The 24,661-nt window shown below is 36.5% G+C and carries 28 protein-coding genes and 1 pseudogene; 17 read left to right on the top strand and 12 right to left on the bottom strand.

Translation table 11 applies throughout. The features are described from left to right. Positions 1-12 precede the first annotated feature (12 nt). Positions 13-690 (top strand): uracil-DNA glycosylase, encoded by a 678-nt coding sequence (locus NSQ69_RS26645; RefSeq protein ID WP_341099842.1) that lies wholly within the window; start codon positions 13-15, stop codon positions 688-690. Positions 691-728: 38 nt separating this feature from the next. Here the strand turns inward: NSQ69_RS26645 and NSQ69_RS26640 are convergent, their stop codons facing one another. The 3 genes from NSQ69_RS26640 to NSQ69_RS26630 form a co-directional block, all read right to left on the bottom strand. Then, positions 729-1,022 carry a DUF3817 domain-containing protein gene (locus NSQ69_RS26640; protein ID WP_000953390.1) on the bottom strand — a complete coding sequence of 98 codons (294 nt, stop codon included), beginning with the start codon at positions 1,020-1,022 and terminating at the stop codon, positions 729-731. Positions 1,023-1,231: 209 nt separating this feature from the next. Next, complete coding sequence (locus NSQ69_RS26635; protein ID WP_002130116.1) at positions 1,232-2,053, bottom strand: Cof-type HAD-IIB family hydrolase; 822 nt, start codon at positions 2,051-2,053, stop codon at positions 1,232-1,234. A 205-nt stretch (positions 2,054-2,258) separates the two neighbouring features. Continuing rightward, positions 2,259-3,542 carry a purine/pyrimidine permease gene (locus NSQ69_RS26630; RefSeq protein WP_002167308.1) on the bottom strand — a complete coding sequence of 428 codons (1,284 nt, stop codon included), beginning with the start codon at positions 3,540-3,542 and terminating at the stop codon, positions 2,259-2,261. A gap of 171 nt (positions 3,543-3,713) precedes the next feature. Between NSQ69_RS26630 and NSQ69_RS27815 the strand changes: the two genes are divergently transcribed. The 4 genes and pseudogenes from NSQ69_RS27815 to NSQ69_RS26615 all read left to right on the top strand — a co-directional run bounded on the left by NSQ69_RS27815 (position 3,714) and on the right by NSQ69_RS26615 (position 4,803). Then, complete coding sequence (locus tag NSQ69_RS27815; protein ID WP_002130114.1) at positions 3,714-3,815, top strand: ion channel; 102 nt, start codon at positions 3,714-3,716, stop codon at positions 3,813-3,815. After that, positions 3,784-4,077, top strand: a pseudogene (locus NSQ69_RS26625) (cation:proton antiporter regulatory subunit); the annotation flags it as partial. The gene NSQ69_RS27815 and the pseudogene NSQ69_RS26625, both read left to right, overlap by 32 nt. Before the next feature lie 6 nt (positions 4,078-4,083). Continuing rightward, positions 4,084-4,371 carry a YwdI family protein gene (locus NSQ69_RS26620; RefSeq protein WP_001198367.1) on the top strand — a complete coding sequence of 96 codons (288 nt, stop codon included), beginning with the start codon at positions 4,084-4,086 and terminating at the stop codon, positions 4,369-4,371. Positions 4,372-4,434: 63 nt separating this feature from the next. Next, positions 4,435-4,803: a DUF423 domain-containing protein gene (locus tag NSQ69_RS26615; RefSeq protein WP_002130112.1), complete on the top strand. Its 369-nt coding sequence runs from the start codon at positions 4,435-4,437 to the stop codon at positions 4,801-4,803. A gap of 31 nt (positions 4,804-4,834) precedes the next feature. Here the strand turns inward: NSQ69_RS26615 and gerQ are convergent, their stop codons facing one another. From gerQ to hemQ, 4 genes are all read right to left on the bottom strand, one after another. After that, entirely contained in the window at positions 4,835-5,272 is a 438-nt protein-coding gene (gene gerQ, locus NSQ69_RS26610) for a spore coat protein GerQ (protein ID WP_002068595.1), read from the bottom strand. A gap of 27 nt (positions 5,273-5,299) precedes the next feature. Continuing rightward, positions 5,300-5,722, bottom strand: coding sequence for a cell wall hydrolase CwlJ (gene cwlJ / locus NSQ69_RS26605; protein ID WP_002068596.1), 423 nt, complete (start codon positions 5,720-5,722; stop codon positions 5,300-5,302). A gap of 174 nt (positions 5,723-5,896) precedes the next feature. After that, positions 5,897-7,174, bottom strand: coding sequence for a serine hydrolase (locus NSQ69_RS26600; protein WP_078203732.1), 1,278 nt, complete (start codon positions 7,172-7,174; stop codon positions 5,897-5,899). A 195-nt stretch (positions 7,175-7,369) separates the two neighbouring features. Then, positions 7,370-8,113, bottom strand: coding sequence for a hydrogen peroxide-dependent heme synthase (gene hemQ / locus NSQ69_RS26595; RefSeq protein ID WP_001287592.1), 744 nt, complete (start codon positions 8,111-8,113; stop codon positions 7,370-7,372). A gap of 278 nt (positions 8,114-8,391) precedes the next feature. Between hemQ and pta the strand changes: the two genes are divergently transcribed. Further along, positions 8,392-9,363: a phosphate acetyltransferase gene (gene pta / locus NSQ69_RS26590; protein ID WP_000067219.1), complete on the top strand. Its 972-nt coding sequence runs from the start codon at positions 8,392-8,394 to the stop codon at positions 9,361-9,363. A 69-nt stretch (positions 9,364-9,432) separates the two neighbouring features. On the opposite strand, the gene NSQ69_RS26585 is transcribed toward pta, so the two are convergent. Together NSQ69_RS26585 and NSQ69_RS26580 are read right to left on the bottom strand one after the other, a co-directional pair. Beyond that, the gene (locus tag NSQ69_RS26585; RefSeq protein WP_078203733.1) at positions 9,433-10,278 is read right to left on the bottom strand and encodes a lipoate--protein ligase family protein; all 846 of its coding nucleotides are present in this window, start codon (positions 10,276-10,278) and stop codon (positions 9,433-9,435) included. Between the two features lie 127 nt (positions 10,279-10,405). Next, positions 10,406-11,101, bottom strand: coding sequence for an RsfA family transcriptional regulator (locus NSQ69_RS26580; protein ID WP_002016365.1), 696 nt, complete (start codon positions 11,099-11,101; stop codon positions 10,406-10,408). Positions 11,102-11,390: 289 nt separating this feature from the next. Here NSQ69_RS26580 and NSQ69_RS26575 point away from each other — a divergent pair, with 289 nt between their 5' ends. The 6 genes from NSQ69_RS26575 (at position 11,391) to NSQ69_RS26550 (ending at position 17,335) form a co-directional block, all read left to right on the top strand. Then, a complete protein-coding gene (locus tag NSQ69_RS26575; RefSeq protein ID WP_000526075.1) occupies positions 11,391-11,615 on the top strand; it encodes a DUF1450 domain-containing protein in 225 nt (74 codons plus the stop codon). Between the two features lie 237 nt (positions 11,616-11,852). Further along, positions 11,853-12,908: a FecCD family ABC transporter permease gene (locus NSQ69_RS26570; RefSeq protein ID WP_000388282.1), complete on the top strand. Its 1,056-nt coding sequence runs from the start codon at positions 11,853-11,855 to the stop codon at positions 12,906-12,908. Further along, positions 12,905-13,921, top strand: a complete 1,017-nt coding sequence (locus NSQ69_RS26565; RefSeq protein WP_002130107.1) for a FecCD family ABC transporter permease — start codon at positions 12,905-12,907, stop codon at positions 13,919-13,921. The genes NSQ69_RS26570 and NSQ69_RS26565 overlap by 4 nt, the downstream gene beginning before the upstream one ends. A 15-nt stretch (positions 13,922-13,936) precedes the next feature. Next, positions 13,937-14,749, top strand: coding sequence for an ABC transporter ATP-binding protein (locus NSQ69_RS26560; RefSeq protein ID WP_000212073.1), 813 nt, complete (start codon positions 13,937-13,939; stop codon positions 14,747-14,749). Between the two features lie 197 nt (positions 14,750-14,946). Then, the gene (locus tag NSQ69_RS26555; RefSeq protein ID WP_002138981.1) at positions 14,947-15,885 is read left to right on the top strand and encodes an ABC transporter substrate-binding protein; all 939 of its coding nucleotides are present in this window, start codon (positions 14,947-14,949) and stop codon (positions 15,883-15,885) included. Between the two features lie 145 nt (positions 15,886-16,030). Beyond that, positions 16,031-17,335: an HD domain-containing protein gene (locus NSQ69_RS26550; protein ID WP_002130105.1), complete on the top strand. Its 1,305-nt coding sequence runs from the start codon at positions 16,031-16,033 to the stop codon at positions 17,333-17,335. Between the two features lie 39 nt (positions 17,336-17,374). Here NSQ69_RS26550 and NSQ69_RS26545 read toward each other — a convergent pair whose 3' ends face one another. After that, entirely contained in the window at positions 17,375-17,560 is a 186-nt protein-coding gene (locus tag NSQ69_RS26545) for a 2-hydroxymuconate tautomerase (RefSeq protein ID WP_001147171.1), read from the bottom strand. A 112-nt stretch (positions 17,561-17,672) separates the two neighbouring features. Here NSQ69_RS26545 and NSQ69_RS26540 point away from each other — a divergent pair, with 112 nt between their 5' ends. Then, positions 17,673-18,347 (top strand): site-2 protease family protein, encoded by a 675-nt coding sequence (locus tag NSQ69_RS26540; RefSeq protein ID WP_002016358.1) that lies wholly within the window; start codon positions 17,673-17,675, stop codon positions 18,345-18,347. A 25-nt stretch (positions 18,348-18,372) separates the two neighbouring features. Next, a complete protein-coding gene (locus NSQ69_RS26535; protein ID WP_002016357.1) occupies positions 18,373-18,882 on the top strand; it encodes a YwhD family protein in 510 nt (169 codons plus the stop codon). A gap of 32 nt (positions 18,883-18,914) precedes the next feature. Here the strand turns inward: NSQ69_RS26535 and NSQ69_RS26530 are convergent, their stop codons facing one another. Next, entirely contained in the window at positions 18,915-20,966 is a 2,052-nt protein-coding gene (locus NSQ69_RS26530) for a transglycosylase domain-containing protein (protein WP_002131360.1), read from the bottom strand. A 100-nt stretch (positions 20,967-21,066) separates the two neighbouring features. Continuing rightward, positions 21,067-21,792: a glycerophosphodiester phosphodiesterase gene (locus tag NSQ69_RS26525; RefSeq protein WP_002068526.1), complete on the bottom strand. Its 726-nt coding sequence runs from the start codon at positions 21,790-21,792 to the stop codon at positions 21,067-21,069. Between the two features lie 150 nt (positions 21,793-21,942). Between NSQ69_RS26525 and NSQ69_RS26520 the strand changes: the two genes are divergently transcribed. The 3 genes from NSQ69_RS26520 to speE all read left to right on the top strand — a co-directional run bounded on the left by NSQ69_RS26520 (position 21,943) and on the right by speE (position 24,533). Beyond that, a complete protein-coding gene (locus tag NSQ69_RS26520) occupies positions 21,943-22,350 on the top strand; it encodes a MerR family transcriptional regulator (RefSeq protein ID WP_002016353.1) in 408 nt (135 codons plus the stop codon). A gap of 5 nt (positions 22,351-22,355) precedes the next feature. Then, positions 22,356-23,519 carry an MFS transporter gene (locus NSQ69_RS26515; protein ID WP_002016352.1) on the top strand — a complete coding sequence of 388 codons (1,164 nt, stop codon included), beginning with the start codon at positions 22,356-22,358 and terminating at the stop codon, positions 23,517-23,519. A 186-nt stretch (positions 23,520-23,705) separates the two neighbouring features. Further along, entirely contained in the window at positions 23,706-24,533 is an 828-nt protein-coding gene (gene speE / locus NSQ69_RS26510) for a polyamine aminopropyltransferase (protein ID WP_000424693.1), read from the top strand. Positions 24,534-24,661: the final 128 nt, after the last annotated feature.

Below are 24,661 nucleotides of genomic sequence, written 5' to 3'. Positions count from 1 at the left end.
GGAAGTGAAGGCATGGAAAACATTTTGCAGAATGATTGGGGACCATTACTGGGGCCAGAATTTGAGAAAGAATACTATCAAAATTTAGCTAACTTTTTAAAAGAAGAGTATGAGGAGCATGTGATTTATCCAAAGGTAGAAGATATTTTTAACGCTCTAGAGTATACAAGTTATGAAAATACAAAGGTCGTTATTTTAGGACAAGACCCATATCATGGACCGAATCAAGCGCATGGTTTAAGCTTTTCGGTACAACCTGATATTAAAACGCCGCCATCATTGCTAAATATGTATAAAGAACTTCGAGATGAATATGGTTATGAAATTCCGAATAACGGTTATTTAGTAACGTGGGCGGAGCAAGGAGTTTTATTATTAAATACTGTGTTAACGGTTCGTCAAGGTGAAGCAAATTCTCATAAAGGAAAAGGATGGGAACATTTCACAGATCGCGTAATCGAGTTATTAAATGATCGTAAAAAACCAGTTATTTTCATATTATGGGGACGTCATGCACAGGCGAAGAAAAAGTTAATTACGAATACGAATCATTATATTATCGAGTCCGTACATCCAAGTCCATTATCAGCAAGACGAGGTTTCTTTGGAAGTAAGCCGTACTCTAAAGTAAATACGATTTTAGTTAATATGGGCGAAAGAGAAATTGATTGGGAAATTCCAAATTTATAAATAGAAAAGGTAGTTAACAGTTGTTAACTACCTTTTTATTATTGTTGTTCGTTCTTTAGTTTTGCATCTAGTACAAAAGTACCAAATGGGATAACTGATGAAACGAATGCCCCAAGTGCCCATAAAATTGATTTACGGTGTACGATTGTTACTTGAATTACCGCAAAGATGAATAGAATAAATAAAACGCCATGAGCCATGCCTGTAATTTTAACAGCTGTTGCAAACCCTGCAAAATATTTTAATGGCATTGCTACAAATAATAGTAATAGGAAAGAAATCCCCTCAATTAAGCCGATTGCTCTTAATCTTCCGATTGGTGTAGATAACATGAAGTAGCCTCCTTTAATGTATGCTTTTATATAGTAAATTTGTATTCTTTTTCAAAATGAAATAGTCTATTTTGTTTAATTATATACAAAAAGAAAGTTTACACTACGAGAATAGTGCAAAGTTCAAAATATAGTCACAAAAGCATTGCAATTTAAATAAAAACCTATTTGAAGTATTTGACTTCAAATAGGTTTTATGAATGAAAATATTAAACAAGCGCTTCGCTTTTTAGTACAAATTTCTCTACAACTTTAGCAACACCATCGTTCATATTTGTATCTGTCACATAGTTTGCGATTTCTTTAATATCATCGGGTGCATTGCCCATCGCAACGCCAAGACCAGCAAATTCAATCATCGCTTGATCGTTATAGCTATCGCCCATTGCGATAACTTCTTCGCGTTTAATACCAAGTTTTTGGATTAGTTGGTTTAGGCTTGTTCCTTTTGTAACACCATGTTCAGTAAATTCTAAGAAGAATGGTTTAGAACGCATAACGCTTAATTGGCCTTCTAGTTGTTTTTGTAGTTTCTTTTCTACTTCAACAAGACGTTCAGCTTCTTTGTTCATTAATACTTTTACTACAGGCTCTGTTACAGCGGCTTTAAAATCATCTACTACAACGATTGGCATACCAGTAATGTCGCCCTCAATTTCAGTATACGGATTATTTTCTTCCGTTACGATATCATCGCCAATATAAGTATGAATCCATACGTCTTCAGTTTTACTAATTTCAAATAGGTTGTGAACGATTTCAGGAGATAGCGTACTACTGAAGATTTCTTCATTTGTTTTACAATTAATAATTTTTGCGCCGTTAAAAGATAGAATGAAGCTACCGTATTCCTCTAAACGAAGTTCTTTTGCAACATTGCGCATACCAAACGTTGGGCGCCCAGAAGCAAGTACAACTTTAACTCCTTGCTCTTGTGCTGTCATTAAAGCCTCTTTCGTACGAGGTGAAATTGTATGGTCGTCGCGTAATAAAGTATCATCTAAATCTAAAACAATCATTTTATAAGTCATATAGAAAATTCCTTTCTTTGTTGAAATAGAAATAAATTTTTATGAAGATAGTGGGGAATATATAGTAAGACATCGAACTTCTTTGCATGAAACTAGGAGAAGTTCTGCATTGTTAGTATAAATTATCATGAGCGTGTTGCCCATGATAATTTATCATTATCGTAACAACTCTAAAGATAGAGTGCAATAATGGAAGTTTTCCAATTTACGATGGTTGTTTTTCGTGCGAACGAGAAAATAATATTTCCAGCAAGATAGCCATTACAGATCCAAGAACAAGACCGTTACTTAAAAATGATGCTAAAAATGGTGGTAGCGTAGAAAACGCTCCAGCTGGAACGAACATAACGCCGACTCCTGTAAAGATTGAAAGACCCGCTACTTTAAATAATTGTTCTTTATTTTGTACAGTGTCATATTCGCGGAAAGCGAGACCAATCATGCTTGCAAATACAGGATAAATCGCAGCATACCCAACTGCAACGGGGATGGCTGCAAAGAATGAAGTAATCTTTGGGAATATACTAACAAGAATGATAAAGCTTGACCCTAACATAAATGGAAGGCGCTTATAAATATTTGTCGTTGCAATAAATCCTGCGGATCCAGAAATGGCAACAGGACCAATGGCTGAAAATAGACCGCCTAGCAATTGATTTATTCCTGTTATAATGCCAGCTTGTTTGAAGCGATTCTCCGCAGCATCTTCTTCATACTTAGAAACAACCTTTTGTACAACGCGAATACTTGCTAACATATTTGTTAGAAGTAGTAGTGTGACGAAAACTACCGTAATTGCCATGTTCCATTCAATGCGAGGCATTCCGAAAACAAACAGAGATGGAAGACGAATTATATCTGTCACAGGTGTTACTGGATTAGATAATCCGAAGCACGCAAATAATATCCAGCCGCAGACGATACTGAAAAGAACGGAATATTGTCCAATAATAGGTAGCTTCATAATGAAAAAAGATAGTAAAATAACAATGAGTGAAAGAATAAATACCTTTGGCTGTACTTCTGTATGTTGTCCATCAAGGCCAAACATGCCTTTTAAGAAGGAGCCACTAAGTTGTGCGACCAAAAGGAATAAATACGTTCCAATTACTGTCGGTGTAAAGTAACGAACTAGTTTATCAATAAGTCCAAAAACACTAAGAATAATACAAATGATGCCACTTAATAGGAAAGCGTACTGAAGGACCTTAAGTGTTTCATTGCTTGATCCAAATAATACGACGCCTAAACTTGCATACAAGGAGAAAATTCCCCACCAAAGGCCTGCAGGACCTTCTTGGATAGGAAGTTTATGACCAAATATAGCTTGCAAGAGACCGGCAAAACCGAGAACAAATAATGTTCTTTGTACAAACGCGATAGCTTCAGCGCCATCAAGGCCGTAACTAGTTGCGACACTAATTGGTACAATAAGACTTCCAGCTAAAATAAATAGTGCCCATTGTAAGGCAGAAAGAAATAGCTTCATTATATCAACCTCTTTCATAGATTCCGTTTTCTAGTATATACGTATTTCATTTCCTCTGGCAAAGATTGTAGATAGAGAAAAGAGTTGAAACATAATATGAATGTACGGAAGCAATTATGGATAGCGATTATATGTATGACTTTTGTTGTAATTCTAGGAATGCTATGATTTATGACAATTGAAGAGATTAGCCTGTTTCAAGCATTTTGGATGACGATGATTACTGTATTAACGGTTGGATATTGCGAATCCGTTAACAGTGCATTATATTGATACAGTATTGTATGGAATAGAGCAATCATTTGTAATTGAAGAAATTCAAGTTGGTAAAGGTTCTAACTTAGCTAGTAAATCGTTATTAGAGAGTAATGTGAGAAATCAATTTGGTGTAACAATTTTAGCGATTTTAAGAGATGGGTATATTATCCATAATCCAACGGGGCAGGAAAAACTGCAAGAACATGATATGATAATAGTATTTGGTTCAGTGGAGAAACTGAGGCAATTTGAGAAAGAACTACAAAGTAAGAGGTGACAAGGAATGCAAGTATCTAGCGATAAGGTTTTAAATAAAATGGCGAGTGAAATTGCAAAGGCAAAAAGTAGTGAAGGACAAAAATCAAAAGAGCATTTATTAGTTGTGCGTGCACTATGTGATTTATTATTAGATGAACAAGTTGAGCCTTCTACGTATAGAGAACCACAAGTTCAATCACAAATAATCGGATCTCAGCCTATAACAACAGTTCAACCGGTTATGCCAGTTTCTGGAGAACCTGTGTATATAAAAGAAGAAGGTGCAAATGGTAATTCTTTATTTGATTTTTAGGGATTAAATCGTTTGGATTATATGTGAAAATTGCTTATGATAAAAATAAAAAGGGGAATTAAGATGAAAATTTTCTTTTTACTAGGTTGTATTGCAGCGGGGCTATCTGTTGCATTAGGGGCTTTTGGAGCACATGGTTTAGAAAATAAAATTTCTGCAAAAATGTTAGAAGTGTGGAAGACGGGCGTTACATATCAAATGTTTCATGCAGGTGGCTTATTCGTAATTGCTCTATTAATGGACAAAATGCAATCATCACTTTTAAACACTGCAGGTTGGCTTATGGTAGCTGGGATTATTATGTTCTCAGGCAGTCTTTATGCATTAAGTACAACAGGTATTAAATTCTTTGGCCCAATTACACCCCTTGGTGGTGTAGCGTTTATTGTGGCGTGGATTTTAGTCGGAACTGCAGTTGTAAAAGGGTTATAAAAAACAAAAGCTGGCATTCGCCAGCTTTTTTTTATGGTCTTGGAGCATAAGTTGCTTGTTGACCAGGTAAATACGTAATTTCTCCTGGGAATTCTACATAATCTAAATAAATCATTAGTAGTAAAAAGCGTTTTCCAGATTTCGGCTCACTAATTACGATATGATCACGGCCAGCTGCCTCGATGATCCCTGTATAAGATTGTGTACCAAGCGAACTACCGCGTTCATAAGTCATTACAACTGTAGCTGGCTTACCCTTATTTAAACGAAGGATGTTTTCAATATACGATTGCTCTAGTGGTAACATACCTTGAGAAACTGCAAGTTGAGCCTGAGCAGCTTGTTGTTGCATCGCTTGCTGTTGTTGCTGTTGCTGCTGTTGCTGTGGGGTCATTTGTTGTGGTTGCACATAAGTTCCGGATGGTTGATAAAAACCTGTTCCATAGTATGGGTTTTGTTGCTGTGCCATTCAAAAATCCCTCCTCATTTTCATTCCTTAATATACGCCAGGACAATCTTCACCAGATGGTTGGAAGAAGCAGTGCTTTTTAAAACGTCCTGAATTTTGTTGGTTATACCAAGTTGGCGGGCAAGGACCTTCAGGCCTAAAGAACCATAAGGAAAAGTTGGCGGGCCAAAAACGTTGTCCCTGAATTGTCCGGCGGGCTAAGGCGATATCTTGTTCTCTCGCTCGTTGATAAAAATACCCTTTTTGAGTTGCTTCAAAACCACCAGGATTTTGATAAACCATCTGACGTAAATTTCGGACTTTTTTAAAGTCTAAGCAATCTCCGCGGACACGATTTACGCCGACATTTCCAACCATTAACATGCCTTGTTGTCCTTCTCCTTCAGCTTCGGCACGCATGAGTCTAGCTAATAACTTTACATCTTCTTCTGTATGCGCGATAACACCCATTATGTGTCACCTCTCTTTTTGGAATACCCTTCGGAAAGAGGTTTTTTCTAGATGAAGTGTGGAACAATTACTAGTTCATACGTATGAGAAAAAGGACGCAGATATGACAACCAAACGAAGTTTTACATCTAGAGGGGAAAATAAAAAAAGCTAGCGTGAGCTAGCTTTTCATCATTAAAATACTTTAGACCATAAATTTGAGAAGAAATCGCCAATTGAACGCATTGTTAATACGAACCAATTTGCTTTTTCTACTTCTTCAGTCGTTTTTGCAATAACTTTTATACTTTTATTTCCGTCTAAGAAACCATATTTATCAGATGGTTCTAAGACGATTGAACCTACCTTTGCATCTTTCTTAATAGGAGCAACTAAATGCTCATCTTCAGCAAGTGATTTATCTGCTTCAGTAGAAATTTTGTAAGGGGATTTGCTACCTTTTGCAGTAACTACTGTCACTTCTTTTTCTGGTGCAACTGTTACGTAGTCTTCTTTTCCTTTTACTACAGAAATTTTGTTATTTTTATCTATTTTTAATTTCTGTTTTTCGAAGTTATTAAATCCATATTCAATTAATGCACGAGATTCTGTGAAACGCTCATCCATTGATTTTGTTTTAATAATAACTGAAATGAGGCGTAAATCACCACGTGTTGCTGTAATAGTGAAGCCATACCCAGCTGTATCGGAACTTCCTGTTTTTAAACCATCTGCTCCTTCATAAGAGAAAGCAGCACCTGGTAACATCCAGTTCCAATTTTCCATACGAATTGGTTTTGGATGATTATCTGGGAAGTTTCTAAATCTTTGTTTTGTATCCTCTAGCATTTCTGGATACTTTGTAATAATTGTTTTTGAGAGAATACCCATATCGCGAGCTGACATGGAGTTTTCTCCATTCGGATCAGTTCCTTCAGGATGTTTTCCTTTTAAATCAGCGTTATTTAACCCAGTAGCGTTTACAAATTTATATTTCTTTAACCCTAGTTTTTTCGCATGTTCATTTGCGAGATTTAAGAAGTTCTTTTCACTTCCTGCAAGTAATTCTGCTAAAGCAATACTAGATCCATTTGCAGAGAAGATAACGATAGAATGGTATAATTCTCTTACAGTATATTGACGTCCTTTTTCGAACGGCACGTTAGAGAATTCATTATTACGTGAAACTTCATAAGCGTAATCAGAAATAGTTACTTTCGTATCCCAAGTGATTTTTCCTTCTTTAATTGCTTCTAATACGGCATAAATAACAATTAATTTTGACATACTAGCGATAGCTAGTAATTCATCTGGATTTTGTTCATGCAGTATTTTTCCTGTATCCGCATCAAATAGCAGTGCAGCAGCTGCCTCTATATGTATTTTTTCTTCTGCATGGGATGTTGTTACTCCTAAGGAAGAAATTAACAAAAGAGACGCTAGTAAAATAGACAAGATTTTCTTCATATACATTATCACCTTCGCATCGTTATTAGCATATAGCTCGTACCATTTTAGCATAAATTTGGATATAGAAAGGTTACAATTTTGTAAGGAAATTGAAAAGAATTTGTCGATTTTTGTTCAAATTTGCAGAGAAAAGAAGTTTTTTGTGGGTAAATATAGAGGATAATAAAAAAAGGAACGAAATTCGTTCCTTTTTCATTATTATATGTGTAAAAATTTCTCTACTTTTTCGTCTGGTAAAATGTTCCCAACGAAGAATGTACCGAATTCACCGTAACGGGCACTTACTTCATCGAAGCGCATTTCATATATAAGCTTCTTAAATTGAAGAACATCGTCAGCGAATAATGTTACGCCCCACTCGAAATCATCGAATCCGACTGATCCTGAAATTACTTGGCGTACTTTCCCTGCGTATTGGCGACCGATTTTACTGTGACTGTACATCATTTTTTTACGTTCTTCCATAGGAAGCATGTACCAGTTGTCATCACCTTGGCGACGCTTGTCCATTGGATAGAAGCAAATATGATTTGCTTTTGGTAACTCAGGATATAAGCGAGCTAAGATTTGTGGGTTTTGGTATGGATCTTCATCAGCTGGAAGGTAGTTGCTTAGTTCAACAACAGATACGTAAGAATATGCAGGAACTAAATATTCAGCTAATGTTGTTTTATTTAATTCTGTTTCGATTTCATTTAACTCTTCCATTGTTGGACGTAAGATCATAAGCATAATATCTGCTTTTTGACCAACAACTGTATACATTGCATGACTGCCTTTTTTTGCAGTAGCTACTTCGTTCCATTTTTCAACGACATTTAAAAATTCAGACACTGCTTGTCCGCGTTCGTCACTAGATAATGTTTTCCATGCTGCCCAATCAATAGAACGTAAATCATGTAAACAATACCAGCCATCTAACGTTGTTGTTGCTTCACTCATTCTATTCACCTCAGTTAATGATATTTTACACGTTAACTATAGCATATATAGGATTAAAAACATCTACATAAAGTTTCAGCGCATAAAATTGTCACATTTAAATTTACTTGAAAATAGGAGGAGATAAGGCTTAAAGGGGCTTTATTTCTATGCTGAATTTTATGAAAATATAATCATTTTCATTTTATCTATTTTTTGGGAGCTATAAGTTTAAAATATAGAGGAAAAGCAGTATTCTTAAAGATAGAGTTTTTTAACATATGTAGGAGGGTTTATTCGTGAGCAACTTATTTACAACAGTAAAAGAAAAAGTTCAAGGAAAAGGCATTTCTATCGTACTTCCTGAAGGAACTGATGAAAGAATTTTAGGCGCTGCAGAGCGTTTAGCAAAAGAAGAGTTAGTAAAACCAATCTTAGTTGGTAATAAAGAAGAAATTAGCGCAAAAGCAGCTAGCATGAACTTAACATTAGCAGGCGTTGATATTTATGACCCAGCTACATACGAAGAAATGGATGCAATGGTAGCATCTTTCGTTGAACGCCGTAAAGGTAAAGCAACAGAAGAAGATGCTCGCAAAATCCTTAAAGACGAAAACTACTTCGGTACGATGCTTGTATACATGGGCAAAGCACAAGGTTTAGTAAGTGGTGCAGCTCACTCTACAGCTGATACAGTTCGTCCAGCACTTCAAATTATTAAAACAAAACCAGGCGTTACAAAAACTTCAGGCGTATTCATCATGGTACGTGAAGAAGAGAAGTATGTATTCGCTGATTGCGCAATTAACATTGCACCAAACAGCCAAGATTTAGCTGAAATTGGTATCGAAAGTGCGAAAACTGCTGAACTATTCGGTATTGACCCACGCGTTGCTATGTTAAGCTTCTCTACAAAAGGTTCTGCGAAATCTCCAGAAACAGAAAAAGTTGTAGAAGCAACTCGCATTGCAAAAGAAATGGCTCCTGAATTAACTTTAGATGGAGAATTCCAATTCGATGCTGCATTCGTACCATCTGTAGCTGAGAAGAAAGCTCCAGGTTCTACAATTAAAGGTGATGCTAACGTATTTGTATTCCCAAGCTTAGAAGCTGGTAATATCGGCTACAAAATCGCTCAACGCTTAGGTAACTTCGAAGCAGTAGGACCAATCTTACAAGGTTTAAATATGCCTGTAAATGATCTGTCTCGTGGATGTAACGAAGAAGAAGTGTACAAGTTAGCTTTAATTACAGCAGCTCAAGCACTTTAATTCTATAACGAATTAATATGAAAAAAGACCATCCTATTTCTTTTGAAATGAGGGTGGTCTTTTTGGTTTCTATTTTTCTAAACCAAGTGCCTTATTATTACGGTCAATAATACGTTGTAAATTCGTCTCATATAAAGGAACTTCATCTACTGTTAGCTGAGATGGTGTTAACTTTGGCGCGAATTGTTGCAACGTTTTTAAAAGGCGCATCATTAAATCTTGCACTGTAATTGTTTCGCCAAGTAATTCAGATAGTGAAGCCATCGTACTCGGTACAATTTCAGGATACGTAAATCTTGTTTCTTCGCCTTGAATTGCTACGTTGTAAAAATCACGAACGAGTGCGGCACGCTCAGATCCGCTTCCTGTCGCACATAAGTAAATTTGTACAGCAACGCCTCCGCGAATACGACGCTGAGAAATACCAGCAAATTTTTGATCGCGAATGCTCAAATCGTAGCTACCAGGACAATAAGAACCAACAATTTCTTTTGCTTCGATAGTAACATCGTAATCTTTTAACATTTCCTTAATTAAATGCCACATCGTATCGTATCCAAGGTCGATATCGATACCCTTTTCTGTTTCTTGGAATAAAAGTGATACGTTTAAAACACCTTCATCAAGTACGACAGCAAGTCCACCAGAATTACGAACGATAACATTGAAGTCGTTTTCTTTTAAAAAGGAAATACCTTCTTCTAAATGTGGTAGGCGTGAATCTTGAATGCCAAGAACAATTGTATTGTGATGAACCCAAGAGCGCATTGTTGCAGCGGATAGACCATTTCCAATACTTGTGCATAACGTGTCATCCATTGCGAATGACTGAAGTGCATGGAAAGTTGGTCCTAAACTAGACTGATCTACAATACGCCACTTTGGCTGAGATAAAATCGAACGGGAATTGCTCATATAACTAACCCCTTATTTTTAAAATGACAATCTCTATTATAGCAAAAAATGTAGAAAGGGGTTTTCTCATATATAAAGGGAAGTTTAGAGGTGAAAGAATAAAAAGGATGCATTGCATGCATCCTTTTTATTCTGCAATTTTTTCTAAGTTACCGTTTCGATCCATGCGGAAAGATGTTTGTGAGCGTTCCTCATCATCCATTACTGCTAATTTACGAGCACGGTTCATAATATTCATAAGTGTTTCGTAATCCTCTTGTACAGTATGAGATTGTTGTTCTAATTTTTCTAGTTTCTTTTCTAGTTCTTCATTTCGCAGGATTTGCGTTTTAATTTCTTGTTTCAATCTCGTATTCTCGTTTTCAAGAGCTGTTACTTTTATATTTGAAGATCCAACTGTTTGTAAAAAGTAAATAACATCTTGCATTGTTATTGAGCTTTTTGGAGCAGGGACAGTCGGCTTTTGATATGGAGTAGCTTCTGTATATTGAACAGCTGTTTCATACGGTACGTGTTCTTCATAATCAGTTATCGCCGCCGCTGAAGCTGGTGGTGTGTAAAGCAAACGTTTTTTTGTCTGTTCACCGCCCGCAGCACGCATTTTATCTTTACGATGTTTTTTTGCTAGTTGAAGAGCTTGTTCATAGCTATAGCGAACAACAGCATTCCAGCGGAAACCACAAGCAGCAGATGTGCGATTTAACTGATCTCCTACTTCTTCAAAAGCATTTAATTGAGTACTTCCTTCTCGAACATGGCGAAGCACCGTTTCAGCAAGTAATAAATCGTCCTCGTCTGTCCAAGCATCTTGTCTTACTTTCATAGATTCAACTCCCTTTCTTTTTATGAACTTCCTATTTTTATAATGGGCAAAAAAATGAGCTTTTATACAAAGCTTTTAAAAATATGGTAGATTTCAATGAAGAGAAGAAATGTGGCTATGAATGATGAAAGCTTTTGAAGGAGAAAATATAAAAAATAGGTGGCTTTATATAGGAATAGAGCTACGCCCGGAGACTTGCAACAAGCTTCAAAGAGCGGTAAAATACCATTTAGTGTTTATTTTTAAATGTACTTGTGAAAAGTTTAAAATAGAGGAAGTGTTATATATAATGGGAAACGAATTTCGTGTGTGTGATGATTGTCAGGCAACGAACGTTAAAACGTTGATTCCGAAGTTGAAAAAAGTAGATTCATGTGCAACGATTGAGGTTGCATGTCAGTCTTACTGTGGCCCTGGTCGTAAAAAATCATTCGCGTTTGTAAATAATCGTCCAGTTGCGGCTCCAACAGAAGACGAATTAATTGTAAAAATTGAAGCAAAATTAAATAAGTAAGAAAAAGAAGAGTGAACAGATTACTCTTCTTTTTTTATGTCCATAAGATAGCGTTTTGTATGAATTCGTATTTCAAAATAATGGTTGACAGTCTTTTGACGTGGTAGGTAGAATAGAAAGTGTCTGATTCTGATAATCATTATCACGAAAAAGGTCAATTCACCTAATTTTTTTATTATTATTTGAGAATAAATTTCATTTTATTAAATATATGTTGTTGGTTAGGATGGTTGAGGGATGGAAGCGAGCGCAAGGAGTATAGAACAGCAAGATGTGAATGTTAAAGAGATTAAGAGCAGACCGCTCGTTGCTTCTATTATTTTAATAGCAGGCACAATTTTGTTAGCTTTAAGTATGGCAGTTTCTATTTCGTTTGGTGCAGCAGATATTAGTTTAAAGACCGTTTGGCAAGCTGTATTTCAGTTTGATGGTTCCATAACGCACCATAACGTAATTCAAGAACTTCGCATGCCTAGAGCAATAGGGGGCGTAGTTGCAGGTGCTTTTTTAGCGGTATCAGGTGCAATTATGCAAGGTATGACACGAAATCCACTTGCATCTCCATCGTTAATGGGGATTACAGATGGTGCTGTATTCGGAATTGCAATTATGTATGCATTCTTCCCTAATTCACCTTATTTAATGTTTGTTATCGCATCTTTTATTGGAGCTGCGTTTGGAGCGAGCATTGTATATGGTATTGGGTCTTCTTCACCAGGTGGATTAACGCCTGTAAAATTAGCTTTAGCAGGTGCAGCAATTAGTGCTTTATTAGGGGCAATTTCATCTGGAATTGCATTGTATTTCAACCTTGCCCAAGAGGTAAGTATGTGGAATGCAGGCGGTGTTGCCGGAGTGAAATGGCAAAGTATTAATATGTTAGTACCGATTGGTCTTGTTTGTCTCATTATAGCAATTATGATGTCGAGATATATCACAATTTTAAGCTTTGGTGAAGAAATTGCGATTGGACTTGGTCAAAATACGACATTAATTAAATTTATCGGAACAGTACTTGTTCTTGTATTAACAGGTTCTGCGGTTTCTATGGCAGGATCAGTTGGATTTGTTGGACTTGTAATTCCGCATATGACTCGTTTCCTTGTAGGCTCAGATTATAGATGGGTTATTCCATGTTCTGCGGTCTTAGGTGGATTGCTAATTGAATGTGCAGATATGTTATCTCGCGTTATTAATCCACCATTTGAAACGCCAATTGGAGCAATTACAGCGCTAATTGGGGTGCCATTCTTCCTCTACTTAGCACGTAATGAAGGGAGAGGAAAGATGTGAGGACGAGCGTCTTAACAAAAAAGAACGTTTCTATTTTAACGATTTTAGTAGGATTAATTGTTGCTGTATTTTTAATAAGTTTAAATACAGGAACATTTAAAATTCCTCCAATAGATGTATTAAAGTCACTAGTTGGATTGGGTGCAGAAGATCAATCTGTTATTTTATTTGAATTTCGTATGCCGCGTATGGTTATTGCTATATTAGTTGGTTCTGCATTAGCTATGTCAGGTGCAATTTTGCAAGGGCTATCACGAAACCCACTTGCTGATCCAGGTATTATAGGTATTAACGCCGGAGCGGGATTAACAGTTGTTGTATTCGTCTACTTTTTCTTTGGAAAAGTTGGAACTGGTACATTTTTATCTGTATTTATCCTTCCATTCTTCGCGTTAGTTGGTGCGATATTAGCAGCGGTTATTATTTATTTACTAGCATGGAAAGACGGTGTTTCATCAACTCGATTAATTCTTGTTGGTATCGCTGTTGCAGCCGGATTTGGTGCGGTTAGTTTAATTTTCTCTATGAAGATGACATCTAACGACTTCCGTTTTGCAACGATTTGGTTGGCAGGAAGTTTATGGGGAACAGATTGGAAGTTCGTACTAAGTGTACTCCCATGGATGATTATTTTCTTACCACTTGCCATTAGTAAAGCGCACATATTAAATGTAATGAATTTAGGCGACTCTACAGCAGTTGGCCTTGGTGTAAACGTAGAAAAGGAAAGACGTAAATTATTATTTATTGCAGTTTGTTTAGCTGGTGCATCTGTTGCGGTGGCGGGAGGCATTGGTTTTATCGGTTTAATGGCTCCGCATTTAGCGAGACGCCTCGTTGGTGGTAAACATCAAATTATGTTACCAACGGCTGCATTAATAGGAACGTTCTTGCTTTTATTTGCAGATGTAATTTCAAGAAGTGTGTTACCAACTTCAGAAATACCGGTCGGTCTTGTTATTTCTGTAATTGGTGCACCATATTTCATATATTTACTTATGAGGACAAAATAAAGGGAGGCTTTTTGTATGGCAACTTTAGCAGTTGATGCGGTATCTGTTGGGTATAATGAAGGGTTAATTATAGATGGATTAACAGTTGAAATTCCGGAAGGACAAATTACAACGATTATTGGACCAAATGGTTGTGGGAAATCCACATTATTAAAAACGGCTTCTCGTATTTTGAAAGCAAAACGAGGTACTGTTTATCTTGATGGAAAAGCAATTGAGAAACAGCCAACGAAAGAAATCGCAAAGAAAATGGCGATTTTACCACAAACTGCAGAAGTGCCAACAGGCCTTACTGTGTTTGAACTTGTTTCATATGGACGTTTTCCTCATCAAAAAGGATTTGGAACATTGAAAGAAGAGGATTATCGCTACATTCATTGGGCACTTGAAGTGACGGGGATGACAGAATTCGCAAATCGTCCAGCAGAAGCTTTATCAGGTGGTCAACGTCAACGTGTATGGATTGCGATGGCTCTTGCACAAGGAACAGATTTACTTGTGTTAGATGAACCAACAACATACTTAGATATGGCTCATCAACTTGAAGTATTAAACTTACTGAAGAAATTAAACAAAGAAGAAGGCAGAACGATTGTTATGGTTATTCACGATTTAAATCATGCTTCTCGTTTCTCTGATCATATGATTGCATTAAAAGCAGGTAAGTTAATGAAACAAGGAACGCCAGATGAAGTTATGACGAGTGAAACACTTCGTAACGTATTTGAGATTGAAGCGCAAATCGTTCCATGTCCAGTAAACTGTAAACCAATTTGTTTAACATACGATTTAGCGATGATTAATAATCAATTGCGTAAAAAAGCATAATTAATAGAATTTCCCCCTCTTAAAGAGGTGAGAGGGGGAGTTCTAATGGACGTTGAGCTTCTTACCCACGGATGGGAAGTTGAACGCCCGTTAGAACGGGTTATAAACAACAATTAATAAATATATATTAATTGTTGTTTTGTTTCTTATAGTTACATGCAAATTATAAGAGAAATACAGCTAGAAGGAGTCGGAATATGAAGAATTTTAAAATGGCACTATTAGCAATGGTACTAGTTGTTACTTCTGTACTATTTGCAGCTTGTTCTAACAAAGAAGAAGAAAAGAAAGCAGATGCGAAAACTGAAGAGCGCACTGTACAACACGCAAAAGGGGAAATTAAAATCCCTGCAAATCCAAAGAAAATTGCTGACCTTAGTGGTTCAACAGAAGAATTATTAATTTTCGGTATGAAACCGATTATTACTGCAAATACAACACAAGAAAAAATTGATTCACATATTGAGAAGAAATTGAAAGATGTAAAACCGGTTGGTTCTGCGTGGGGCGATAAAATTAACATCGAAGCAGTGGCTGCTGCAAAACCAGATTTAATTATTGTAAACAATCGTCAAGAAAAGATTTATGATCAATTATCTAAAATTGCACCAACAGTTATGTTAAAAACTCCATTAGACCAATGGCGTCCAAAATTCGAAGAAGTAGGTCAAATCTTCGGTAAAGAGAAAGAAACAAAAGAATGGTTCAAAAAGTATGATGAAAAAGCAAGCAAATTACATGACAAAATCGTTGCTAAAACTGGCGATGCAACATTCATGAAAATGGCTGCATATCCAAATGCATTCCGTGTATACGGTGACTACGGTTACGGTAGCGTAATCTTTGGTGATTTAAAATTACCAGCAGTTAAAGGTACACCAACTGATAAACCGTTAGTACAAATACAAAAAGAAGCTTTAATTGATTACAACCCAGATTACTTATTCGTATTTACAACTGGTGACGGTTCTCAGCGTCTAAAAGAATTCCAAGAAGAATCAATTTGGAAAAATATGAACGCTGTTAAAAACAACCATGTATTTACAATCAGTAATGAAGATGTAAACAAAGGATACTTCCCACTAGGTAAAGAAATGATCCTAGACGAAGTTACTGAGTTCATTTTAGGAAAATAATATATAAAGAAAAATCACCTTTGTTTTGGTAAAGGTGATTTTTCTTTATATAACAGGAATTAATATAGTCTTTCATTTCTTTCTGTTTCCTATATCGTTTATAATATATAGTAAGAATGCAGTAAAGAAAGGGGGATGTCGGAAAGTGGTATATTTAAACGACAAACTCAGCGAAACAAAAGTGTTTAAAGACCCAGTACATAAATATGTACACGTGCGTGATCGCGTTATTTGGGATTTAATCGGAACGAAAGAATTTCAACGCTTGCGCCGTATTAAGCAGCTTGGTACGACATTTTTTACATTTCACGGTGCAGAGCATAGTCGCTTTACTCATTCGTTAGGTGTATATGAAATTATTCGTCGTATGATTGATGATGTGTTTGATGGCAGACCGAACTGGAATGCTGAAGATAGATTGTTATGTTTATGTGCGTCATTACTTCATGATGTCGGTCACGGCCCATTTTCTCACTCGTTTGAAAAAGTATTTTCGTTAGATCATGAGAAATTTACGCAAAAGATTATCGTTGGTGATACGGAAATTAATCGTGTGTTAAGCCGTGTGGATAAGGATTTCCCGCAAAAGGTAGCAGATGTAATTGCGAAAACATCTACTAATAAATTAGCGATTAGTATGATTTCGAGCCAAATTGATGCCGATCGTATGGATTATTTATTAAGAGATGCATATTTTACTGGTGTAAAGTATGGGAACTTTGATATGGAACGTATACTGCGTGTCATGCGCCCGTACGGTAATCAAGTTGTCATTAAAAATAGTGGTATGCATGCTGTAGAGCATTATATTATGAGCCGTTATCAAATGTATTGGCAAGTATATTTTCATCCGGTAACACGTAGTGCAGAAGTAATTTTAACGAAGATTTTACACCGAGCTAAATCACTGCATGAGAAGTATTATGCGTTTAAAAATCATCCTGTTCATTTCTATTCTTTATTTGAAGAAGAAGTGACAGTAGAGGATTATTTAAAGTTAGACGAGAACGTAATGTATTATTACTTCCAAGTATGGCAAGAGGAAGAAGATCCGATTTTAAGTGACTTATGCCGTCGTTTTATGAATCGAAATCTATTTAAATATGTGGAGTTTACAGATAAGCACGGTTTAGATAATTGGATGGAGCTAAGTAGCTTATTTAAAAAGATTGGACTCGATCCAGAGTATTACTTAGTTGTGGATTCAACATCGGATTTACCGTATGACTTTTACCGCGCAGGAGAAGAAGAAGAGCGTCTGCCAATCTTACTTCTTATGCCGAACGGGGAACTTAGAGAGCTTTCGCGTGAATCGGATATTGTTGAGGCGATTACAGGTAAGAAGCGAACGGATCAAAAGCTATTCTATCCGCATGATTTAATCTATGAAGATGGAAGAAAAGGAAAATATAAAGAGAGAATTATCGAGTTGTTAGAAGGAAAGAAATAAGAAGCAGCAAAGAGCTGCTTCTTATGAAAAAACTTGAAATTATTTGTCGCTTAAGCGTTTTCCGCCAACTGCATAATGGTTTTTAGACATTTCTTCGATGAAAACAACGATGTTTTCTTCAGGAGCACCAGTTGTTTCGCTTACTGCTGCTGTTACTTTCTCAGCAAGAGCTTTCTTTTGTTCTTCTGTGCGTCCTTCTAGCATTTTCACTGTTACGTATGGCATGTATAATCGCTCCTTTTATGTAAGTTACACTCTTATTATAGCGGATTATGAGGAAGAACAATCGGAAAAATAAATAATTTCTTTTTTTGACATATGGAAGAGGAGATGAGTTATGGATCAGTTATTTAGATACCCATTGCAACAAATTCCATTGGTAGCAATGGCGATTATTATTGCGCTATCTGTGCATGAATTTGCACATGCGTATGTTGCATATAAATTTGGAGACGATACAGCGAAAAAGCAAGGACGTTTAACATTATCACCGATGGCTCATTTAGATCCTATCGGTATGATTGCTGTACTAATTCTTGGATTCGGTTGGGCAAGACCAGTACCTGTTAATCCGTATAACTTTAAAAGACCGCGTCTTGCGGGAATATTAGTTTCTATTGCGGGACCGATAAGTAATCTTATCTTAAGTGCAATAGGTTTAATTATTTGGTATAGCTTAATAACGTTTGGTGTGTTAGATGCGATGCCACTTGCAGTAGCAGATACGCTGGATCAATTTTTCCAAATTTTTATTATGCTTAATATTGTTTTACTTGTATTTAATTTATTACCAATCCCGCCACTTGATGGGTATCGCGTTGTGGAAGATTTAGCACCAGCAAATATTCGTGCGAAAATGACACAGTATGAAAAGTATGGATCAATTGCGTTATTAATTCTTGTTATTACACCGCTTAGCAATTACACAATTCAACCTATTTTCAATGTTGTTATTCCATATGTATTAGTATTTTTACAAAATATCATTGCGCCTATTTTCAGGCTTTTTTAATCATTAAGCGAGGAGGAGTTTACATATGACAGAGAAAAAGAAAAAAATCGGTTTTAATATCGTGAAAAATGATTCAACAGATGGACATGGTGGTTTTGGCGTTGGGGCATTAAGTTTAGAAAATATTTCTCCTGTATTTGTTGATGTATTAGAGAAAACTGCGTTCGTTGATATCGGTGCGATGCATGCGCGTAGTACAGTAGAAAAAGGAATTAAGTTTTTAACAAATAAAGATGAAGTTCCAAACGGAAAACCGTTTTGGCTTGTTTGGGTAACAATTGAAAGAACACCAAACGGTGCTTATTACGCAGGTGCAACAGCCTGTGAAATGACAGTTGATCGTGAAATTCGCCGCGGATATAAATCACTTCCAGAGCATGTAAATAAAATGGATAAATCCCTAAAGCGTCACATCATGATTGATCATATGGATGAATCATCTAAAAAAGTACTTGGTACATTCTTAAAAGAGCATAATGAAGCAATTTGGAACGAATCTAGTGAAGAATTGCGCCACGCATTATTAGGCGAATAAAAATAGCTGACGGATTTCCGTCAGCTATTTTTTTACCACGGGAGATATTTTTTCCACCAACCCGCCTTTTTCTTCTCTTCACTAACCTTTTCGAACTCTTCCTTATCATCAACGTGATCCATACAATACTCTGTTGGCTCTGTACCTTTTGCGAAATACATTTTCACAGAAATGGGACAATTTTTTGTAGCAATCTTACCGTTTTCAGGATTAACATCGACTGCAACAACATCTGCTGGTTGTTTAAACTCTTGTTTAGGCTGTCCATCTAATCCTTTTTCCATTGTATCGGTCCATATTTTTTTTGCGTATCCTTGTTCTGCTACGTTTGAAATGGATTTAGGTTGATCGTATCCAATCCAAACGCCTGTTACAAGTTGTGGGGTAAATCCAATCATCCAACTATCAGTTTCTGTAGAACCAGACTTTCCAGCATATGTTCTTGATAGTTTTGATAACATCGATTGACCGGTCACAGCGGCATAACTGCTTAGTTTTTTATTAAACATACCTGCCATCATTTCTTCCATCACAAAGGCTTTGCTTTTATCTAGAACTTGTTTACTTTCTAAATGAGCGTCGTATAGCATATTTCCTTCATGATCAACGATGCGCCTTATAAAGATTGGTTTTACTTCTTTCCCGCCGTTTGCAAACATGCTATAAGCATTGACCATTTCAATTGGTTTTACAGGAGATGTGCCGAGAGCAAGAGACGGAACATCTTTTAATGCGCTAGTAATACCGAATTGCTTCGCTGTTTTTGTAAGAATGTCTTCGCCTAAAAATAGATTTGTCTTCACAGCATATACGTTATCAGAAACAGCGAGTGCTTGTGCCATTGTCACAAAGTCGTCTGCATAATAGTTTTTATAATTTTTCGGTTTATATTTGGAAACACCGTCACCTAAAGTGAATACAGTATATTCGCTTTTTAAGCGCGTAGCAGGGGTGAATCCTCGTTCTAAGGCTGCGTAATATAGGAATGGCTTAAATGTAGAGCCGGGCTGACGAGCGGCTTGTGTAGCTCTGTTAAATTGACTCGTATTATAATCAGTTCCACCAACAAGGGCAGCCACTTCACCCGTTTTTGGATTCATAGAGACGAGGGCAGTTTGGATGTTTGTTGTTTCAGGTATATGATTTTTTACAGCTTGCTCTGCTACAGATTGTAATTTAGGGTCTAGCGTTGTATAAATACGTAAGCCACCTCGCTGTAAGGCTTGCTCATCTAATCCGATATCCCGAAGAAGAGAAGCTTGTACAGCATCTTGGAAATAAGGTGCGACCTCTGCAACTTTTTTCGTATCCAATGAAGCAAAAGTAAGTGTTTCCTTTTTTGCTGAGGTAGCTTGCTGTTTTGTAATATAACCTTGTTCTACCATTTCATCTAGTATGAGAGATTGACGCCCTTTAGCACGCTCCTCTTTTAAAAAGGGAGAGTAGAAGCTAGGTCCTTTCGGAATACCTGCGAGCATACTAGCTTCTGCTAATGTTAATTCTTTTGCAGTTTTATCGAAATACAGGCGAGAAGCAGCTTCGATGCCGTAAGCACCATGCCCGTAATAAATTGTATTTAAATATCCTTCTAAAATATGATTTTTATTATAGTTCACTTCAAGGCGAACGGTATACATTGCCTCTAATAGTTTACGCTTCCACGTTTTATCATGATCTAAGTATAGGTTACGAGCATACTGTTGTGTAATAGTACTAGCACCTTGTACTTTTGCCATTGCTTTTAAATCGGCAACAATGGCACCAACAATGCGCTTTATATCAAATCCATGATGTTTGTAGAATCGTTGATCTTCAATAGATAGTGTTGCCTCTTTTACATAAGGAGAAATTTCATCAAGAGATACATTATAGCGCTTTTGTGTTTCATTACTTTGTCCTATAACAGTGTCATCATTAGCGTAAAAGACACTCGTTTGCGGCACTGCAACAGGGGGAGGACCCATAATTTTTGCAGCTATAATGATAATAAAAAAGGAAAAAACGAAAAAAAGAACACAAGAAAACATTACGGTGAAGAAAAGACGTTTATATTTTTTAAGTTTTGGATTCATAGTTTGATCCATCTTTTTCAGCCCCTCATTAATACAAGCATTATTGTATTAGTATTGAGGGTTTTCGTTTATTTTAAACAATGAAATTTTGAAAACAAAAAAGCCCCTTCAATTAAGAAAGGAGCTCAAAGGCACGTGCTGGCCAATCGGTAATGATGACATCTACACCATAGTCAATCATAGTTTGTAAATCTTTATATTCATTAATAGTGTAAGGACGAAAAACGTATCCTTGCCCCTGTGCTAATTGGACAAACTCTTTCGTTAATAATTGAAAGTTTGGATGTAATCCAGTCGCCTCGCGCCTTTTTGCTTCAGCAATAGGATCTGCAAGTGGTGTATCGTACAAAATCGCTCTTGGAATTTCTGGAGCAATTTCTGCTAATAATGAAACGGAATCGTGGTTAAATGATGAAAATACAATTTGATTGGATAGATGATATTCACGAACAAGAGCAACAACTTTTTCTTCAATATTTGGATAATGAAGAACATCTGTTTTTAATTCAATGTTAAGTTGTAAATTTGTTGTAGAGAGCCAAATAAATACTTCTCGTAATGTTGGGATTTTCGCCTCATGGAAAGAAGGATCTTTATGGCTACCAGCATCTAAAGCTTGTAATTCCTCTACAGTTTTCTCAGAAACAAGTCCCACGCCATTTGTTGTGCGGTCCACCGTTTCATCATGAATAACAACTAGTTCACCATCTTTTGATAGATGAACATCAAGTTCAATTCCGTGAGCCCCAATGCGTTCAGCCTCTTGGAAGGCAATCATCGTATTTTCTGGGTGTGTTCCTTTTACCCCGCGATGAGCGAAAATAAGTGGTTTATTCATGTGGAAATCTCCTTATCATCTCTTTTCTTTTATTATGAAACTGCTTTGAGAAAAATACAATTCATATGACAAACATTTACAAAAGTATAACAGTTGCACAAAAGTTAACGTTAACGTAAAATGTAATAATCGGTGAAGGGAGGAATACACATGTATAAAATCGATGAAGTAACAAAGCAAGTTGGTTTAACAAAGCGTACACTTCGTTATTATGAGGAAATTGGTTTAATTCATCCCCCAGAACGCAGTGAAGGGAATATTCGCCTGTATACAGACGAGGACATTGCGAGAATTAAAAGGATTGTGGAAGCGAAAGAAGTACTAGGAATTACGCTTCAAGAAATGCAACATTTCTTATCGTTAAAAGAAAGAATGGAACAAAGAAGAAATAGTGAGAATCCGCGTGACCGTGAAGTGATTCAAGAAATTAAAGAGATGCTTGAAAAACAAGTGCAAACGTTAGACGAAAAAATGGAGCAAATGCAGCGTGTTAAGGCAGAGCTAGAGGATAGTTTAAGCCGTGCAGTTACATTTTTAGAGAATACAAAAGGAGAGTAATCAAAATGGAGAGCAAACAAAAATTAGGGAGATTGATTACAGTGGTGGCTACCTTCCTTGCCTTTTCAGGTATAGGAGTAGTCGACCCAATTTTACCAAGTATTGCTGAACAAATTGGTGCTTCGCATTGGCAAGTCGAGATGTTATTTACAGCATATATTTTAACGATGGCAATTATGATGTTACCAGCTGGAATATTTGCATCAAGATTTGGTGATAAACGAATGATGACGATCGGTCTTGCGATTGTAACTGTATTTGCATTTATATGTGGTATATCGCAAACGATTGCTCAATTATCTCTTTTCCGCGCGGGGTGGGGATTAGGAAATGCGATGTTCTTTGCAACGGCGATGACATTATTAATTGCATTAAGTAAAGAAGTTCATGAAGCAGTAGGATTATATGAAGCAGCTATCGGTTTAGGGATGGCAGGTGGCCCATTGTTAGGTGGTATATTAGGTGGACATTCTTGGCGTTACCCATTTTTTGCGACGAGTATTTTAATTTCTTTAGCATTTATTTTAGTTTTCTTTTTTGTAAAAGAACCGGAGCGAAAAGTGAAGCGTAAAGCAGCAGGCGTAGGAGAATTACTTAACCTGGTGAAGTATAAACCGTTTATGCAAGGTGCCATTTCCGGGATGTTATATTACTACGGATTTTTCGTCGTGTTAGCATATTCACCACTTATTATGCATTTATCTGCTATTCAATTAGGATTTGTATTTTGCGGATGGGGATTAGCATTAGCTTACGGATCAGCAATTTTAGCGCATAAGCTAGAAGGTAAATATGAACCAAAAACATTGTTAAAAGGTAGTTTACTTGTATTTGCGATTTTCTTAATTGCACTATTCTTCGTTAAAATCATGTGGTTACAAATCGTGTTAATCGTTCTATCAGGATTAGCATCAGGCTTAAATAACGCGTTATTTACAAGTTATGTAATGGATATTTCACCTTATGAAAGATCTGTTACATCAGGTGTTTATAACTTCGTTCGTTGGTTAGGGGGTGCGATTGCTCCAATTTTATCAGGAGTCATCGGTCATACAGTTTCACCACAAAGTCCGTTTTTAGTCGGTGGAATTGTTGTGTTAGTTGGTTGCGTAATGATCTTAATTCCGATTCGTAAACCGGTAGAAATAGAGACAAAAACCCTTTCTTAAGAAAGGGTTTTCTTTCCTATTACAGAGCAATCCCTTTTCACATATATGTTAGAACCCTCTGACTAAAATATATTTTCGGTATTTTTTTACTTTTAACTATACTTTTTGGATGTTTTGTTTTATTTTTGTTAGGGGACATTAATGATGTCCCTATTATAAATTTGCATTGAAAGGCGTGATTGTACGATGGAACTATGGTTCACTGAAAAACAAACAAAGCATTTTGGAATTACGGCGCGTATTAACCGCACATTACATACGGAGCAAACAGAATTCCAAAAACTTGATATGGTTGAAACGGAAGAGTTCGGAAACATGCTTATTTTAGACGGCATGGTTATGACGACAGAAAAGGACGAGTTCGTTTATCATGAAATGGTAGCGCACGTACCTTTATTTACACATCCAAACCCTGAGAACGTATTAGTTGTTGGTGGTGGCGATGGTGGTGTTATTCGTGAAGTGTTAAAACACCCAAGCGTGAAGAAAGCAACTCTTGTTGAAATCGATGGAAAAGTAATTGAGTACTCTAAGCAGTACTTACCATCAATTGCAGGTGCATTAGATGATGAGCGTGTAGAAGTAAAAGTAGGAGACGGTTTCCTACACATCGCAGAAAGCGAAAACGAATATGACGTAATTATGGTAGATTCTACTGAGCCAGTAGGTCCAGCAGTAAACCTATTTACAAAAGGCTTCTACGCTGGAATTTCAAAAGCGTTAAAAGAAGATGGTATTTTCGTTGCCCAAACGGACAACCCTTGGTTTACACCAGAACTAATTACAACTGTGTTTAAAGACGTAAAAGAGATTTTCCCAATTACTCGTCTATACACAGCAAACATTCCGACGTATCCAAGTGGACTTTGGACGTTCACAATCGGATCTAAAAAACATGATCCATTAGAAGTAAGTGAAGAGCGTTTCCACGAAATCGAAACGAAATACTACACAAAAGAATTACACAATGCAGCATTCGCATTACCGAAATTTGTTGGCGATTTAATTAAGTAAGAGCGTTAAATTGAAATAAATAAAGTGTAAGTAACTCATTTAAGGTGTTTGTCTAGAAGGCTTGAACATGCTAGTTACTTACACTGCTACAAATGAAGTAGTCTTCTTGTGATAACAAGAAGGCCCAG

It is taken from the genome of Bacillus sp. FSL R10-2201 (assembly GCF_038008665.1).
GTDB classification, from domain to species: domain Bacteria; phylum Bacillota; class Bacilli; order Bacillales; family Bacillaceae_G; genus Bacillus_A; species Bacillus_A mycoides.
This window is presented reverse-complemented; position numbering and strand designations above follow the sequence as displayed.

Excerpts from the sequence above, each read along its gene's own strand:
- NSQ69_RS26645 (WP_341099842.1), top strand. The coding sequence starts at position 13 with ATGGAAAACATTTTGCAGAATGATTGGGGACCATTACTGGGGCCAGAA.
- NSQ69_RS26640 (WP_000953390.1), bottom strand. The coding sequence starts at position 1,022 with ATGTTATCTACACCAATCGGAAGATTAAGAGCAATCGGCTTAATTGAG.
- NSQ69_RS26635 (WP_002130116.1), bottom strand. The coding sequence starts at position 2,053 with ATGACTTATAAAATGATTGTTTTAGATTTAGATGATACTTTATTACGC.
- NSQ69_RS26630 (WP_002167308.1), bottom strand. The coding sequence starts at position 3,542 with ATGAAGCTATTTCTTTCTGCCTTACAATGGGCACTATTTATTTTAGCT.
- NSQ69_RS27815 (WP_002130114.1), top strand. The coding sequence starts at position 3,714 with ATGACAATTGAAGAGATTAGCCTGTTTCAAGCATTTTGGATGACGATG.
- NSQ69_RS26620 (WP_001198367.1), top strand. The coding sequence starts at position 4,084 with ATGCAAGTATCTAGCGATAAGGTTTTAAATAAAATGGCGAGTGAAATT.
- NSQ69_RS26615 (WP_002130112.1), top strand. The coding sequence starts at position 4,435 with ATGAAAATTTTCTTTTTACTAGGTTGTATTGCAGCGGGGCTATCTGTT.
- gerQ (WP_002068595.1), bottom strand. The coding sequence starts at position 5,272 with ATGGCACAGCAACAAAACCCATACTATGGAACAGGTTTTTATCAACCA.
- cwlJ (WP_002068596.1), bottom strand. The coding sequence starts at position 5,722 with ATGGGTGTTATCGCGCATACAGAAGAAGATGTAAAGTTATTAGCTAGA.
- NSQ69_RS26600 (WP_078203732.1), bottom strand. The coding sequence starts at position 7,174 with ATGTATATGAAGAAAATCTTGTCTATTTTACTAGCGTCTCTTTTGTTA.
- hemQ (WP_001287592.1), bottom strand. The coding sequence starts at position 8,113 with ATGAGTGAAGCAACAACAACGTTAGATGGCTGGTATTGTTTACATGAT.
- NSQ69_RS26585 (WP_078203733.1), bottom strand. The coding sequence starts at position 10,278 with ATGAGCAATTCCCGTTCGATTTTATCTCAGCCAAAGTGGCGTATTGTA.
- NSQ69_RS26580 (WP_002016365.1), bottom strand. The coding sequence starts at position 11,101 with ATGAAAGTAAGACAAGATGCTTGGACAGACGAGGACGATTTATTACTT.
- NSQ69_RS26575 (WP_000526075.1), top strand. The coding sequence starts at position 11,391 with ATGGGAAACGAATTTCGTGTGTGTGATGATTGTCAGGCAACGAACGTT.
- NSQ69_RS26570 (WP_000388282.1), top strand. The coding sequence starts at position 11,853 with ATGGAAGCGAGCGCAAGGAGTATAGAACAGCAAGATGTGAATGTTAAA.
- NSQ69_RS26560 (WP_000212073.1), top strand. The coding sequence starts at position 13,937 with ATGGCAACTTTAGCAGTTGATGCGGTATCTGTTGGGTATAATGAAGGG.
- NSQ69_RS26555 (WP_002138981.1), top strand. The coding sequence starts at position 14,947 with ATGAAGAATTTTAAAATGGCACTATTAGCAATGGTACTAGTTGTTACT.
- NSQ69_RS26545 (WP_001147171.1), bottom strand. The coding sequence starts at position 17,560 with ATGCCATACGTAACAGTGAAAATGCTAGAAGGACGCACAGAAGAACAA.
- NSQ69_RS26540 (WP_002016358.1), top strand. The coding sequence starts at position 17,673 with ATGGATCAGTTATTTAGATACCCATTGCAACAAATTCCATTGGTAGCA.
- NSQ69_RS26535 (WP_002016357.1), top strand. The coding sequence starts at position 18,373 with ATGACAGAGAAAAAGAAAAAAATCGGTTTTAATATCGTGAAAAATGAT.
- NSQ69_RS26530 (WP_002131360.1), bottom strand. The coding sequence starts at position 20,966 with ATGGATCAAACTATGAATCCAAAACTTAAAAAATATAAACGTCTTTTC.
- NSQ69_RS26525 (WP_002068526.1), bottom strand. The coding sequence starts at position 21,792 with ATGAATAAACCACTTATTTTCGCTCATCGCGGGGTAAAAGGAACACAC.
- NSQ69_RS26520 (WP_002016353.1), top strand. The coding sequence starts at position 21,943 with ATGTATAAAATCGATGAAGTAACAAAGCAAGTTGGTTTAACAAAGCGT.
- NSQ69_RS26515 (WP_002016352.1), top strand. The coding sequence starts at position 22,356 with ATGGAGAGCAAACAAAAATTAGGGAGATTGATTACAGTGGTGGCTACC.
- speE (WP_000424693.1), top strand. The coding sequence starts at position 23,706 with ATGGAACTATGGTTCACTGAAAAACAAACAAAGCATTTTGGAATTACG.